The sequence below is a fragment of the Microbacterium sp. Root553 genome (assembly GCF_001426995.1).
Classification (GTDB): domain Bacteria; phylum Actinomycetota; class Actinomycetes; order Actinomycetales; family Microbacteriaceae; genus Microbacterium.
This window is the reverse complement of sequence record NZ_LMFY01000001.1, coordinates 2900588-2914592: the sequence shown is the minus strand read 5'-3', so window position 1 is coordinate 2914592 and position 14005 is coordinate 2900588. Positions and strand designations below refer to the sequence as shown.

Below are 14005 nucleotides of genomic sequence, written 5' to 3'. Positions count from 1 at the left end.
GTCAAGATTCTATGGAGAACTGCCTGAAAGCTCGGGGAGCGGCTCGCCCCTCGACCCTGCGGGTTTGCCGGAAACCGCCTCACCCGTGGCTGGCGAGCCACTGGTACGCCTGCGTCTCCCACTGGCCGTACCGCTCCGGATATGCGGAGATCTGCACGGCCTGGGCCGCGTCGGTGAACCGCATGCCCTCCCAGCCGGAGACGTCGAGCAGGCCGCGGGATGCCGGACCGTTGGGATCCGACGCGCCGCCGTAGAAGACGCGGGTGCTGCGGTCGGAGTCGATGGCCTGCTCGGGCGAGCCCCACCCCATGCTCGGGCGCTGCTGGTAGAGGCCGAGGGAATCCCGGTCGCCCCAGGCGAGGTTGCGCATGCCCGACTCCACCATCGCCGTCGCGAGAGCGATCGCGATGCCGCGGTCCGGTACGCCGAGCTCCCTGCCGATGCCGATGATGAGAGCGGCGTTGCCGGCCTGCTCGGCATCGAGGGCCGTGGACAGCTGCACAGGAGGTTCTGGTGCGGTCGGCGGGGTGGGGGCCGGCGCCGCAGCGACGACGAGACTCTGCCCGGGATAGATGATCGATTCGGCGGTCAGGCCGTTGAGCGCATAGAGCTGGGCGACCGTGATGGAGTACGTCCTGGCGAGCTCGAAGAGGGTGTCGCCGGGCACGATCGTGTGAGTCCGGCCGCCGGGGGCCGATGCGGGCGCAACCGCCGGGGCGGCCGGTGCCTGCGCTGCCGGGGCCGGGGCACCCGTCAGCGCGAGCTGCTGCCCGGGATAGATCACGGATGCGCGCGTCAGCCCGTTCGCGGCGAGCACCGCGTCGACGGTGGTGCCGTACCTCTGCGCGATGCCGAACACCGTGTCTCCGGCGACCACCGCGTGGGTGGTCGTCGTGACGACGGGGGAGGGCGACGTCGCGGGCGCGCTCGGTGCGGCGGATCCGGTGAGCGAGAGCACCTGACCCGGGTAGATGACCGACCGCCATCCCAGCCCGTTGGCGGTGAGCACGTCCACGGTGCGCAGGCCGAATCGGGTGGCGATGGCGGCGATCGTGTCGCCCGGCTGCACCGTGTACGTGGCCGGTGGGGCCTCGGTCGGCGCTAAGCGGGTGGGTGGCGACTGCAGTCGCTCCACCGGACGGGCGGCGCCTTCTGCGTGCGCGGGTGCGACGGCGATGGCCCCCGTGAGCGTTCCCAGCACGGCGGCGGGCACGCCCAGTCGGAGGTAGCGCGTTCGGTGCGCGACAGTCTGCGTTCTCAAGGCGATCTCCCTTGTTCGGCGTCCGCCCACGCTGACACGGATGTAAACGTAAGTCAACTGGAGGGGCTCATGTGCAAGATGAGACTGGAGAGACGGAAGAGACTGGTGTGAATGAAAGTGCGAGGTGCGCGCAGAGGTGAGATAGTTGCATCGTGTCTGTGCCTGAAGTGAACCCGTCTGAGAATCGTCCCGAGAACCCGGAGCCCGCGACGGCATCCGCGCACCTCGCGGCTGCGTCTGCACCCACCCCCACCGAGTGGCTGACGATGCCCGACCTCGTCGATGTCCTCGACGAGGCCCTCGGTCGTGTCCGCCGGCTGATCGACGAGCACTACCTCGTGGGCTCGCGCCGCACGGGCGTCTTCGCGGTCCCGTCCGTGTTCATCGTCGACGGCAGCCCGCTGCCGTCGCTGCGCGGCACGATCATCGTGCTGCAGGATGCGGGCTTCTCCGACGACGAGGTCATCGACTGGCTGCTCGCACCCGAGGAGGAGCTGGGCCGTTCGCCGATCGACGCTCTCCTCGCCGGGCACAAGAGCTCGGTCCGTCGGATCGCTCGCACCCTCGCCTGACCCTGACCTGACCCTGACCCTCGTGAGCCGGTGCGGCTCCGAACCGCAGGGGTCCTGTCAGGCCGTCCGGACGGTCGCCGCGCGCGCCAGATCCCGCAGCTCTCCGAGCGCAGCGCCGTCGAGGCGTGCGTCGGAGAGCGCCCCGTCGGCCTCTTCGGCGTAGTCCCCGATCATCCGCTCCACCTGATCGAGCGCGCCGGAGCCCGAGATGATGTCCTGCAGGAACGCGATCTGCTCGGTCGTGAGGTCGGGGTCCCCGAGCATCTCATCGAACAGATCGCGTGTCGCGGTGTCGAGGGTCTGCCGCGTGAGCGCGACCAGCACAGTGCGCTTGCCTTCGCGCAGGTCATCGCCCGCGGGCTTTCCCGTGACGGCGGCGTCGCCGTATACGCCGAGCAGGTCGTCTCGGAGCTGGAAGGCCATTCCGACGGGGTGCCCGAAGCGCCGCAGCGCGTCGAGCTGATCCGCATCGCCGGCGGCGATCGCCGCGCCGAGCACGAGAGGCTGCTCGATGCTGTAGCGCGCGGATTTGAGAGAGACCACGCGCAGCGCGCGAGCGAGATGCGACTCGGTGGCGTGCACACTCCACGCGGACTCCTCCGCGATGTCGAGGAACTGCCCGACGGTGACATCTCGACGCATGCGCGCATACTCGTGACGGACCGCCGCCGCATGGGGGAGCGGGGCCACGGCATCCTCGAGAAGATCGTCGCTCCACGCCACCAGGAGGTCGCCGAGCAGGATCGCCGAGGATCGGCCGAACGCCGCCGCGTCGCCGCGCCACCCCGCATCGCGGTGCGTGCCCTCGAGTGCGCGGTGCGCCGCGGGGCGACCGCGGCGGGTGTCGGAGTTGTCGATCAGGTCGTCGTGCACGAGGGCGGCGGACTGGAAGATCTCCAGAGCGGCGCAGACGTCCCAGAGCGCATCCGTCGGTGCGGCGGCCCGGTCTGCGACGCGGGCGACGGCCTGCCAACCGGCGTGGCAGAAGCGGGCCCGGAGTCGTTTGCCTCCGACGAGCGTGTCGGCGGCCGAGTCGATGAGACCGGCCGCGTCGGGGCCGTAGTCGCTCGACTCGCTCCGCATCCGCTCCAGGAAGAGATGCAGGCGTGCGGCGACGGCGTCGGGGACGAGTGTGGGGGACGGCACGACTCCCAGCATACGTAAAGCGAACAGGGCGCCAACTGCTAGCCCGGAGCCGCATACCGCGCGTAGAATGAACAGACGATACCCGAGGGGGACGAAATGCCACTCTCCGAACAGGAGCAGCGTCTGCTCGACGAGATGGAACGCCATCTCCTCCACAACGACGCAGACGTCGTCAGTGCGCCGTCAGGTGACCGAGCACTCAGCTACCGCAATCTGGTCTACGGAGCATTGCTGCTCCTCGCCGGCGTCGGCGGGTTGATCGTCGGAGTCGTCCTCGGAGACGTCTGGGGCGTCGTGGTCGGCGTCGTCGGATTTGCCGCGATGCTCGGCGGCGTGATGTTCGCCGTCACCCCGGTGCGCAAGCCCCTGTCGTCGGTGCCTCAGGAGCGTGCCGCCAAGCAGCACAGCTCCGCGTCCTTCATGGACCGGATGAACGATCGATGGGACCGCCGCCAAGACGGCCGCTGACTCTCCCCACACACTTCCTCTACGAAGGCCCGGATGCTCTGAGCATCCGGGCCTTCGTCGTGTCTGCGCCGGGCGCGCGCCCGCGTCGTCTCCGTCCTCCACCTCCCTCCACCCGCCGCGATCCCTGTGATACCGCGAAATGTCGCGGGTCGGGGTTCTGATCGGAGTGCCTGGGCGCCGATTCGTCGTAGGTTTGTGGAGGAAAGTGGAGTAAAGTGGGGCGCACCTCGAGTTGGGCCGGACGGAGAGGGGGTGATGGCCGATGTTGCTGGGCACGCACTCGCCGAAGCTGGACGACAAAGGAAGGGTCATCCTTCCCGCGAAGTTCCGTGAAGACCTCGGTGGCGGCATCGTCGTCACCAGGGGGCAGGAGCGCTGCCTCTACGTGTTCAGCACGGCCGAGTTCGAGACCATGCACGAGCGGATCCGTCAGGCGCCGCTCGCGAACAAGCAGGCGCGCGACTTCATGCGTCTGTTCCTCTCCGGTGCGAGTGCGGAGATGCCCGACAGCCAGAACCGCATCACCATCCCCGCCCACCTCCGTCAGTACGCGGGGTTGCAGAAGGAGCTCATCGTCACCGGAGTCGGCGCACATGCCGAGATCTGGGATGCCGAGAGCTGGAACGCCTACCTCGCCGCCGGTGAGGAGACCTACTCCGATCTCGAGCAGGAGGTGATCCCGGGACTCTTCTGACCACGGCCGTGATGCCCCGCCGCTCCCGCCCCGACACACTTCCCCGGTGCCGGGTCGAGAAGCGGAGGGGGATCAGGGCCTTGGACTCCACCACAGGGTCACCCGAGAAAGATCATGAACCTCCGCGACATCCACACCCCCGTACTGCTCGACCGCTGTGTCGAGCTGCTCGCTCCGGCCCTGCAGGCCGACGGAGCGGTGCTCGTCGATGCCACGCTGGGCATGGGTGGCCACTCCGAGGCGCTCCTCGAGCGCTTCCCGCACATCCGCCTCGTCGGTCTCGACCGCGACACCGACGCCCTCCGCATCGCGGGGGAGAGGCTCGCACGCTTCGCCGACCGGGTCACGCTGGTGCACACGGTCTACGACGAGATCGGACTGCATGCGCAGGGGGCCGCCGGCATCCTCTTCGACCTCGGCGTCTCATCGCTGCAGCTGGACGAAGCGGAACGCGGCTTCGCGTATTCCAAGGATGCTCCGCTGGACATGCGGATGGATCAGACCAAGGGCATCACCGCCGCCGAGGTCATCGCGACCTACAACGAGGGCAACCTCCGCCGCATCTTCGAGCGCTACGGCGAGGAGAAGCTCGCCGGACGGTACGCGCGGTTCATCATCGCCGCCCGCGAGAAGCAGCCGATCACCCGTTCCGGTGAACTCGTCGAGATTCTCATCGCCGCGACGCCCGCCGCCGCGCAGCGCGCGGGACACCCGGCGAAGCGCGTCTTCCAGGCGCTGCGCATCGAGGTGAACGCCGAGCTCAACGTGCTCGCCGACGCGATCCCGGCCGCGATGGACGCCCTGGCGCCGAGCGGACGCATCGTGGTCATGTCGTACCAGTCCCTCGAAGACAGGCTCGTCAAGCAGGCGTTCGCCGCCGGTGCGGCATCCACCGCCCCGCGCGGCCTCCCGGTCGAGCTTCCGGAGCACGCGCCACGATTCCGCATCATCACCCGGGGCGCGGAACTCGCCGACGACGACGAGCGCGCACGCAATCCTCGGGCGATCCCGGTGCGCCTGCGCGCCGCCGAGAAGGTGCGGGAGAACTCATGAGCCTGAACGCCGCCGTCCGTCCGAACCGGCCCGCACCCGAGGCTCCCGCCCGTACTCCCCGCCGCACACTGCAGCCCGTCACCGGGACGCCGCAGCGTCGCCGCCCGAGGCTCGCCTACGCGCTGCTGGCCGTCGGGGGAGCGCTCGCGATCGGTGCGGCCCAGATAGGGCTCTCGCTCGCGATCACCCAGGATTCGTTCACGCTCGCCGGACTCACCTCGCAGCAGCACGAGCTCGACCTGCGCACCGATGCGCTGCAGGAGGACCTCACCGGGATGAGCTCCCCGCAGTCGCTCGCGACGAGCGCTGCGGCGCTGGGCATGGTGGTGGCGGGTTCGCCTGCGTACCTGAGACTGAGCGACGGCGCGGTGTTCGGGCAGGGGACCGGCGCGGCCGGCGCGTCGACGATCGATCCGACCGGCGCGGGCGCGGTGGGCAACGCACTCCTCAACGACGTCCCGGTCAACGCGTCGACAGCGGACGACGACACTCCGGACGCACCGTCGGGGCAGTCGATGCAGGAGCTCCCGCCGGCCATCACCGACGGCCTCCCGAGTCCGAGCACACGATAGCCACGACCCCACCGACCACCCCGAGCTGACGGAGAGCATCCATGACGACACGAGCCACCCGGACGCCTCGGCGACGCACGGTCGTCGCTCTGGCGGTGATCCTCGCGGTCCTCGGGGCGTTCGTCGTCCGACTCGTGGACATCCAGGTGGTCAAGGCCGACGAGCACGTCGCCCAGTCGATGGAGTACATCGCGCACGGCACGGCCATCCCCGGTCAACGCGGATCGATCGTCGACGCCGACGGCTCGGTGCTCGCCGAGAGCGTGCTGGTGTACGACGCGCAGCTCAGCCCGCAGGTCATCCGCCTGCTGGAGGAGGACGAAAAGAACCCGCCGGCGCTGCCCTGGGCGGAGGCGTCCACGCGCATCGCGGAGATCATGGGCCTGGACGCCGACAAGCTCCGCGCCGACGTCGCGGCGGTGCTCGCGGACAACCCCGACTCGCAGTACTTCCCGCTCGTGAAGGGGCTGAGCACCGAGAAGTACATCCAGCTGCGCGACCTCAAGATCTCTTCCTACCTCGAGATGAAGCCTCGCGAGGTCAGGGTCTACCCGAACGGCGCCGTGGCCGGGAACCTTCTGGGCTTCCTCGACGGCACGAGCACCGCTCAGGCCGGCGTCGAGAAGATGGACGAGAAGTGCCTGGCTCCGACCGACGGTGAGGAGTCGTACCGCACCGGCAAGAACGGCGTGGTCATCCCGGGCAGCGAGAGCAGGACCGACGCGGTCGACGGCGGCTCGGTGCAGCTGACCATCAACAGCGACCTGCAGTGGTACATGCAGCAGATGATCGCCGAAGAGGCGCAGACCCAGGGCGCCAAGGGCGGCACCGTCACGGTGGTCGAGGTGGGGACCGGCAAGATCCGCGCCGCGGCCGAGTGGCCGACCATGGACCCCAACGACCTCAACGCCTCGTCGCCCGACACCTGGGGCAGCAAGCTCTTCACCTACCCGTTCGAGCCGGGCTCGACGTTCAAGCCGGTCACCGCCGCGGCGATCATGGAGAACGCCGGCGTCACGATGACGACCCCCACGGTGTCGGCGTCGTCGCACGAGAAGTTCGAGAACGGTGCGGTCATCAACGACGCCTTCGTGCACCCGACCTTCCAGTACACGCTCGCGGGCGCCCTCATCGACTCGTCGAACGTGGCGCTGTCGAAGTTCGGCACCATGGTCAGCCCCGACGTGCGCCACGACTACCTCGAGCGCTTCGGCGTCGGGACCAAGACGATCGGCTTCCCCGACGAGACGAGCGGACTGCTGCATCCCACGAGCGAGTGGGACAACCAGTCGCTGTACACGACCACCTTCGGGCAGTACTTCACGGTGACGGCCCCGCAGCTCGCCGGTGCCTACCAGGCGATCGCGAACGGCGGCGAGAAGATCGGTCTCTCGCTCATCGAGTCCTGCACCACGCCGGACGGCACCGTCGTCACGCCCGACACCCCCGCGCACGAGCAGATCATCAAGACCCAGACGGCAGCGGACATCACCCGGATGCTCGAGAACGTCGCCGTCCAGGGCGGCAACGCCGAACGCATCCAGGTCCCCGGCTACCGCGTGACCAGCAAGACCGGTACCGCACAGATCCCCGACGGCAACGGCGGCTACAAGTCGGGCGTCTACTACACGAGCATGGTGGGCTTCGCCCCGGTCGACGACCCCCAGTACGTCGTCGTGGTCACACTCGACGAGCCGACTAGAATTACATCGTCTGCCGCCACCGCATCGGCCTTCCAGAAGGCGATGACCCAGACCATGAAGACCTACCGCGTGATGCCGTCCTCCACTCCGATGGACGCACCGCTCCCGAAGTTCGAATAGCCGGCGCCCCGCCGCGCCTGGAGACGTCATGATCGCCCTGTCGCTTGCTGAGATCGCCACCGTCCTCGGGGGTGATCTCCGTCTCGCGGGTCCCGCGACAGCCGAGACCATCGTCGACGGGATCGTCGACACCGATTCCCGAGAGATGGGTCCCGGCTCGATCTTCGTCGCGAAGCCCGGTGCCGAGACCGACGGGCACCGGTTCGTCGGCGCAGCGCGCGAGGCGGGCGCGGCTCTCGCGATCGTCGAGCACGTGGTCGACGAGGACATCCCGCAGATCGTGGTCCCCGACGCCGTGACCGCCCTCGCGGATCTGGCCCGCGAGGTCGTCGCTCGGGTCCGCGCCGCCGGTGACCTCAGGATCGTGGGCATCACGGGCTCGAACGGCAAGACCACGACGAAGAACTTCCTCGCTCGCATCCTCGCCGACGAGGGTGAGACCGTCGCTCCCATCAAGTCCTACAACAACGAGGTGGGCGCGCCCGTGACGATGCTGCGCGTCACCTACGGCACCCGATTCCTCGTCAGCGAATTCGGAGCGGACGCTCCCGGCAGCATCGCGCGGCTGGCAGGTCTCGTGCATCCCGATGTCGCGGTGGTCCTCATGGTGGGCATGGCCCATGCCGGAGGGTTCGGCGGGATCGAGGCGACGGCGAAGGCGAAGTCCGAACTCGTCTCTGCGGCCACCGCGTCGGGCACCGCCGTGCTCAACGTGGACGACTTCCGTGTCGCCGCCATGCGCGAGCTGGCGACGTCCCGGGGGATGTCGGTCGTCGGCTTCGGGCAGAGCGATGCCGCAGACGTCCGCGCGCACGATGTCGAGGTGACCGCCTCGGGTACGACGTGCGTGGTCGAGGCAGGCGGAGAGCGGATCCCGCTGCGGCTCCAGGTGCTCGGCGCGCACCACGTGGGCAACGCGCTCGCGGCGATCGCCGCCGCTCGGGTGCTCGGAGTGTCGACCGCCGACGCCGTCGCGCGCCTCGAGACCGTCGAGATCGCCGAGCGCTGGCGGATGCAGCCCCTCGGCAACGACCGGGTGCGCATCATCAACGACGCGTACAACGCGAGCCCCGACTCGATGGCGGCAGCGCTGCGCACCCTCGCGCAGATCACCGGCCAGGACGAGCGCACCGTCGCCGTCCTCGGCGCCATGAGCGAGCTCGGCGAGACCGCGGGCGAGGAGCACGACCGGATCGGACTGCTCGCCGTGCGCCTCAACATCCAGCGCATCGTGGTCGTCGGGCCGGAGGCGCGCCGACTGTTCATCTCCGCGATCAGCGAGGGGTCCTGGGACAGCGAAGCCGTCTTCTTCCCCGACCAGGACGCGGCGTTCGAGTACCTGCGCACGGAGCTGCGTGACGGCGATCGGGTCCTCGTGAAGTCGTCCAACTCCGTGGGCCTGCGGCATCTCGGCGATCGTCTGGGAGAATTGTTCTCGTGAGGTCTCTCATCATGGCGGCCGCGATATCGCTCGCCTTCACCCTGTTCCTGACTCCCGTCTTCCTCCGGCTCTTCCGCAAGTGGGGTTGGGGGCAGGTCATCCGCACCCCCGAAGCGATCGAGAACCCGAGCCACGAGGCCAAACGCGGCACGCCCACCATGGGCGGTGTCATCTTCATCCTCGGCACGATGGTCGGCTACTTCACCGCGACGTACGTCGGCGGCGGCACCCCCGCGCTCTCCGCACTGCTCGTGCTGTGGCTCATGGTCGGCTTCGGCGCCGTCGGCTTCATCGACGACTACATGAAGGTGCACAGCCAGCGCAGCCTCGGTCTGTCGGGATGGCGCAAGATCATCGGTCAGCTCGTCGTGATCATCCCGTTCGGGATCGTCGCCCTGAACTTCCCCAACGCGTACGATCAGACCCCCGCATCCGGATCGATCTCGCTGTTCCGCGACATCCCGTGGCTGAACCTGTTCGCCTTCGCGGCGATCCTCGGATGGGTGCTCTACCTGCTGTGGATCGCGATCATCGGTGTCGCGACGTCCAACAGCGTGAATCTGACGGACGGTCTCGACGGTCTCGCGGCCGGTGCCGGGGTCATCGTCGTCGGCGCCTACAGCCTGATCGCCTTCTGGCAGTTCAAGCAGTCGTGTGTGGGGGAGGGCGTCGAGAAGGCGGCGTTCAGCGGATGCTACGAGGTCCGCGACCCCTTCAGCCTCGCGATCATCGCGGCGTCGGTCGCCTCGAGCCTGATCGGGTTCCTGTGGTGGAACGCGCCCAAGGCGAAGGTCTTCATGGGCGATGTGGGCTCGATGGCGATCGGCGGCGTGATCACCGCGATGGCGATCCTCACCCGCACCGAGCTGCTGCTCTTCATCATCGCCGGCGTGTTCGTCATGGCCTCGGGGTCGGTCATCCTGCAGCGCGGCTACTTCAAGATCACTCGCGGCAAGCGGCTGTTCCTGATGAGCCCCTTCCACCATCATCTCGAGATGCGCGGATGGTCCGAAGTGACCATCGTGGTGCGCATGTGGATCATCGCAGGTCTCCTGGCCGTCTCTGCGGTCGGTCTGTTCTATGTGGAATGGCTGACCCGTGTCGACTGACGCCAGGCTCGCGACGTTGACCAGCTGGCACGCCGATTGGTCCGGCCTGCGGGTCGCCGTGCTCGGCCTGTCGATGACGGGCTTCTCGGTCGCCGACACCCTGACCGAGCTCGGCGCCGACGTGCTCGTGCTCAGCGAGTCCGCCGAAGAGGAGTACGCCCGGCTGCTTCCGGTGATCGGGGCCCGCCTCGAGCTCGGTCCGCTGGCGACGGTGCCCGCCGCCCTGAGCGGATTCGATCCCGAGGTGATCATCGCCTCTCCCGGGTTCTCGCCCGCACATCCCGTGATCCGCTGGGCGCAGGAGTCCGGCATCGCTCTGTGGGGCGACGTCGAACTCGCCTGGCGTGTGCGCGACAAGGTGCGGCGAGCGGACGGCTCGTCCGCCGACTGGGTGCTGATCACCGGCACGAACGGCAAGACGACGACCACTCAGCTCACCGCGTCGCTGCTGGTCGAGGGCGGGCTGCGCGCCGCCCCCTGCGGCAACATCGGAGTGCCTATCCTCGATGCGGTGCGAGACCCCGAGGGCTTCGACGTGCTGGTGGTCGAGCTGTCCAGCCATCAGCTCTGGTATCTCGGCCGGTCGAGCGCCGAGGGTGAGCTGTACCCGCACGCGTCCGTGTGTCTCAACCTCGCGGACGATCATCTCGTGTGGCACGGCAGCGCCGATGCCTACCGCGATGCGAAGGCGATCGTGTACCGGAACACCCGCGTCGCGTGCGTCTACAACAAGGCAGATCCGGCGACCCGCACCATGGTCGAGCAGGCCGAGGTGGTCGAGGGGGCGCGTGCCGTCGGGTTCGACCTCGGGATCCCCGGTCCCAGCGACCTCGGCGTGGTGGAGGGGCTGCTCGTCGACAGGGCTTTCCTCGACGACAGGGCGCGCAGCGCGCTCGAGCTCACCACCGTCGCCGACCTGGAGCGGGTCGGTCTCGCGGCTCCGCACATCGTGCAGAACATCCTGGCCGCAAGCGCGCTCGCCCGATCGCTGGGAGTCGAGCCGGAGGCGATCCACGCCGCGCTGCAGTCCTTCCGCCTCGACGAGCACCGCATCCAGGTCATCGCGCGCCATGCGGGCATCACCTGGGTGGACGACTCGAAGGCGACCAACCCGCATGCCGCGGCCTCGTCGCTGCGCGCATACCCGGGAGCGATCTGGGTCGTCGGCGGCGACCTCAAGGGCGTCGACATCGGCGAGCTCGTCGCGTCGGTCGGTGCGACGGCCAAGGCGGCGGTCGTGATCGGCGTCGAGCGCGGATCGGTGGTCGCGGCATTCGAGCGACACGCGCCGACGGTCCCGGTGTTCGAGGTGGATGCTGGCGAGACTGATCACGTCATGAATCGCGTCGTGGAGATCGCCGCGGGGATCGTCGAGGGTGAGGGCACAGTCCTGCTGGCCCCCGCAGCGGCATCCTTCGACCAGTTCTCCGGCTACGCGGATCGCGGACACCGCTTCGCCGAGGCGGTGCGGGACTGGATAGACCGGGGGAACGCCGATGACTCAGGTCGCACGCCCCTCACGGTCTGAGTCCGGAGGCGGGGGATGAGCGGTCTCGCCGCTCGCGTCTCGCTCGGCCGGAGGTTCACCCCGGTCTCCACCGAATTCCTCATGATCGCGTCGGCCGCGCTGATGCTGACGATCTTCGGACTCGTGATGGTGCTCTCAGCGACCAGCGCCACCGCGGTCGCCAGCGGCGAGAATCCGATGGACGGCGCCCTGCGCCAGGGCATCTTCGCCGTCCTCGGCGTCCCGCTCATGTTCCTGATCTCGCGACTGCCGATCGCCTTCCTGAAGAAGATGGCGTGGCCTGCGCTCTTCGGTGCGGTCGCCCTCCAGCTGCTCGTGTTCACCCCCCTCGGCATCGAGGACGGCGGCAACCGCAACTGGATCATGGTCGCGGGCTTCACCCTGCAGCCGTCGGAGTTCCTCAAGCTCGCCCTCGCCCTCTGGATCGGCTTCGTGCTGATGCGCAAGCACACCATGCTCGGCACCTGGCACCAGGTCTTCATCCCCGTCGTGCCCGTCGGGGCGCTCGCGATCGGCACGGTCATCGCGGGCAAGGACCTCGGCACGGCGATGGTGCTCGTGATCGTCCTGCTCGGGTGCCTGTTCTTCTCCGGCGTCAAGCTGCGCCTGTTCATCCTGCCCGTGCTCCTCGGGGTCGTGTCGGTGATCGCTCTCGCCATCACCAGCCCCGACCGGATGCGGCGCATCACCGCGACCTGTTCCGACATGTCGGCCTACACAGGGGACTGCTACCAGTCGATCCACGGCATCTGGGGCATGGCCTCGGGCGGGATCTTCGGCGTCGGTCTGGGCAACTCGCAGGAGAAGTACGGGTGGCTGCCCGCTGCGGGGAACGACTTCATCTTCGCGATCGTCGGCGAGGAGCTCGGTCTGATCGGATGCATCGTCGTGCTCGCGCTCTTCACGCTGTTCACGGTCGGTGCCTTCCACATCATCCGCAAGACGGCCGACCCGTTCATCCGCGTCGCCGCCGGCGGGATCACGGTCTGGATCACCGGCCAGGCCGTCTTCAACGTCGGCGTCGTGATCGGTCTCTTCCCCGTCATGGGAGTTCCGCTGCCGTTCATGTCACAGGGCGGCACCGCGCTGCTCGCCGTGCTCATCGCCTGCGGAGTGCTGCTCTCCTTCGCCCGCACCATCCCCGCCGTCGAGGCTCAGGCTCCTCTGCGGAACGCATCAGTGGGGCGGGGTAGGGTCGCACGGTGACCTCGTACCTTCTCGCCGGCGGTGGCACCGCCGGTCACGTCAACCCCCTGCTCGCCGTCGCCGACGGACTGCGGGCCAGGGATGCCGACGCCGATGTGCTCGTGCTCGGCACCGCCGAGGGCCTCGAGTCCCGACTCGTCCCCGTCCGCGGCTATGAGCTTCTGATCGTCGACAAGGTGCCCTTCCCGCGCCGTCCGAACCGGCAGGCGACGTCCTTCCCCGCTCGATTCCGCCGCGCCGTCGCCCAGGTCCGCGACCACATCCGGGCCCACGACGTGGATGTCGTGGTGGGCTTCGGCGGCTACGCCGCCGCTCCGGCTTACGTCGCGGCCCGTCGCGAGGGCGTGCCCTTCGTCGTGCACGAGGCGAACGCCAAGCCGGGACTGGCCAACGTCCTCGGCGCGCGAGGGGCTGCGGCCACCGGAGTCGCCTTCGGCGGCACCCGTCTGCGCGGCAGCGAGGTGGTGGGCATGCCTCTGCGCCGTGAGGTCATCGAGCTCGATCGCGCGGCAGCCCGCGACGAGGCGGCGGTGCACTTCGGACTCGACGCCGTCCGCCCTGTGCTGCTCGTCTTCGGCGGTTCGCTCGGTGCTCAGCGCCTCAACGACGCGCTCGCGGATTCGTGGGGAGACATCCTTGCCACCGGCTGGCAGCTGCTCCATGTCACGGGGGAGCGCAGCGACCTCGTCGACCCCGAGGTGCCCGGATACGCGTTGCGGCGCTACGTGGATCGGATGGATCTCGCGTTCGCCCTCGCCGACCTGATCGTCTCGCGCTCCGGCGCCGCCACGGTCAGCGAGATCAGCGCGCTGGGCATCCCCGCCCTGTACGTGCCGTACTCGGTGGGCAACGGCGAGCAGCGGCTCAACGCCGCGTCGGCCGTCGCCGTCGGAGCGGCACGCCTGCTGGACGACGCGTCGTTCGACGGCGATGCCGTGCGCCGCATCGTGATCCCCGTCCTGAACGATCCGGGGCGGCTCGCTGAGATGGCCGCAGCAGCTGGGAAGGTCGGGACCCGCAGCGGCACCGAGAACGTGATCGCCCTCGTGGATCGCGCACTCGGCGTCTCCTGACCGTGCCTCCGGCGGCGTCGCGCCGCCGAAACGTCCCTACCGAAAAGTAGACTGAATCC

Annotated in this window: 13 protein-coding genes; 11 read left to right on the top strand and 2 right to left on the bottom strand. The window is 69.0% G+C overall.

The genetic code is table 11. From position 1 onward, the window contains the following. Positions 1-79: 79 nt before the first annotated feature. The gene (locus ASD43_RS13750; protein ID WP_056418600.1) at positions 80-1261 is read right to left on the bottom strand and encodes a LysM peptidoglycan-binding domain-containing protein; all 1182 of its coding nucleotides are present in this window, start codon (positions 1259-1261) and stop codon (positions 80-82) included. 260 nt (positions 1262-1521) lie between these two features. Here ASD43_RS13750 and ASD43_RS13745 point away from each other — a divergent pair, with 260 nt between their 5' ends. Next, the gene (locus ASD43_RS13745) at positions 1522-1833 is read left to right on the top strand and encodes an Rv2175c family DNA-binding protein (protein ID WP_327044385.1); all 312 of its coding nucleotides are present in this window, start codon (positions 1522-1524) and stop codon (positions 1831-1833) included. A 57-nt stretch (positions 1834-1890) separates the two neighbouring features. On the opposite strand, the gene ASD43_RS13740 is transcribed toward ASD43_RS13745, so the two are convergent. Continuing rightward, entirely contained in the window at positions 1891-2991 is a 1101-nt protein-coding gene (locus tag ASD43_RS13740; protein WP_056418598.1) for a polyprenyl synthetase family protein, read from the bottom strand. Between the two features lie 84 nt (positions 2992-3075). Here ASD43_RS13740 and ASD43_RS13735 point away from each other — a divergent pair, with 84 nt between their 5' ends. From ASD43_RS13735 to ASD43_RS13690, 10 genes are all read left to right on the top strand, one after another. Then, positions 3076-3447, top strand: a complete 372-nt coding sequence (locus ASD43_RS13735) for a DUF3040 domain-containing protein (RefSeq protein ID WP_056418595.1) — start codon at positions 3076-3078, stop codon at positions 3445-3447. Positions 3448-3709: 262 nt separating this feature from the next. Next, positions 3710-4141 (top strand): division/cell wall cluster transcriptional repressor MraZ, encoded by a 432-nt coding sequence (mraZ, locus tag ASD43_RS13730; protein WP_056418591.1) that lies wholly within the window; start codon positions 3710-3712, stop codon positions 4139-4141. Positions 4142-4255: 114 nt separating this feature from the next. Next, entirely contained in the window at positions 4256-5194 is a 939-nt protein-coding gene (gene rsmH, locus ASD43_RS13725; protein WP_056418588.1) for a 16S rRNA (cytosine(1402)-N(4))-methyltransferase RsmH, read from the top strand. After that, complete coding sequence (locus tag ASD43_RS13720) at positions 5191-5766, top strand: hypothetical protein (protein WP_056418586.1); 576 nt, start codon at positions 5191-5193, stop codon at positions 5764-5766. The genes rsmH and ASD43_RS13720 overlap by 4 nt, the downstream gene beginning before the upstream one ends. Positions 5767-5807: 41 nt before the next feature. Next, a complete protein-coding gene (locus ASD43_RS13715; RefSeq protein ID WP_056418583.1) occupies positions 5808-7589 on the top strand; it encodes a peptidoglycan D,D-transpeptidase FtsI family protein in 1782 nt (593 codons plus the stop codon). Positions 7590-7617: 28 nt separating this feature from the next. Next, on the top strand, positions 7618-9030 hold the full coding sequence (locus tag ASD43_RS13710; RefSeq protein ID WP_056418578.1) for a UDP-N-acetylmuramoyl-tripeptide--D-alanyl-D-alanine ligase: 1413 nt from the start codon (positions 7618-7620) through the stop codon (positions 9028-9030). Further along, on the top strand, positions 9027-10139 hold the full coding sequence (gene mraY / locus ASD43_RS13705; RefSeq protein WP_056418575.1) for a phospho-N-acetylmuramoyl-pentapeptide-transferase: 1113 nt from the start codon (positions 9027-9029) through the stop codon (positions 10137-10139). Before ASD43_RS13710 ends, mraY begins: the two co-directional genes overlap by 4 nt. Continuing rightward, a complete protein-coding gene (gene murD, locus ASD43_RS13700) occupies positions 10129-11667 on the top strand; it encodes a UDP-N-acetylmuramoyl-L-alanine--D-glutamate ligase (RefSeq protein WP_056418572.1) in 1539 nt (512 codons plus the stop codon). Before mraY ends, murD begins: the two co-directional genes overlap by 11 nt. A 15-nt stretch (positions 11668-11682) precedes the next feature. Next, complete coding sequence (ftsW, locus tag ASD43_RS13695) at positions 11683-12873, top strand: putative lipid II flippase FtsW (RefSeq protein WP_056418569.1); 1191 nt, start codon at positions 11683-11685, stop codon at positions 12871-12873. Next, the gene (locus tag ASD43_RS13690; protein WP_056418566.1) at positions 12870-13946 is read left to right on the top strand and encodes a UDP-N-acetylglucosamine--N-acetylmuramyl-(pentapeptide) pyrophosphoryl-undecaprenol N-acetylglucosamine transferase; all 1077 of its coding nucleotides are present in this window, start codon (positions 12870-12872) and stop codon (positions 13944-13946) included. The genes ftsW and ASD43_RS13690 overlap by 4 nt, the downstream gene beginning before the upstream one ends. The last annotated feature ends 59 nt before the right edge of the window (positions 13947-14005 follow it).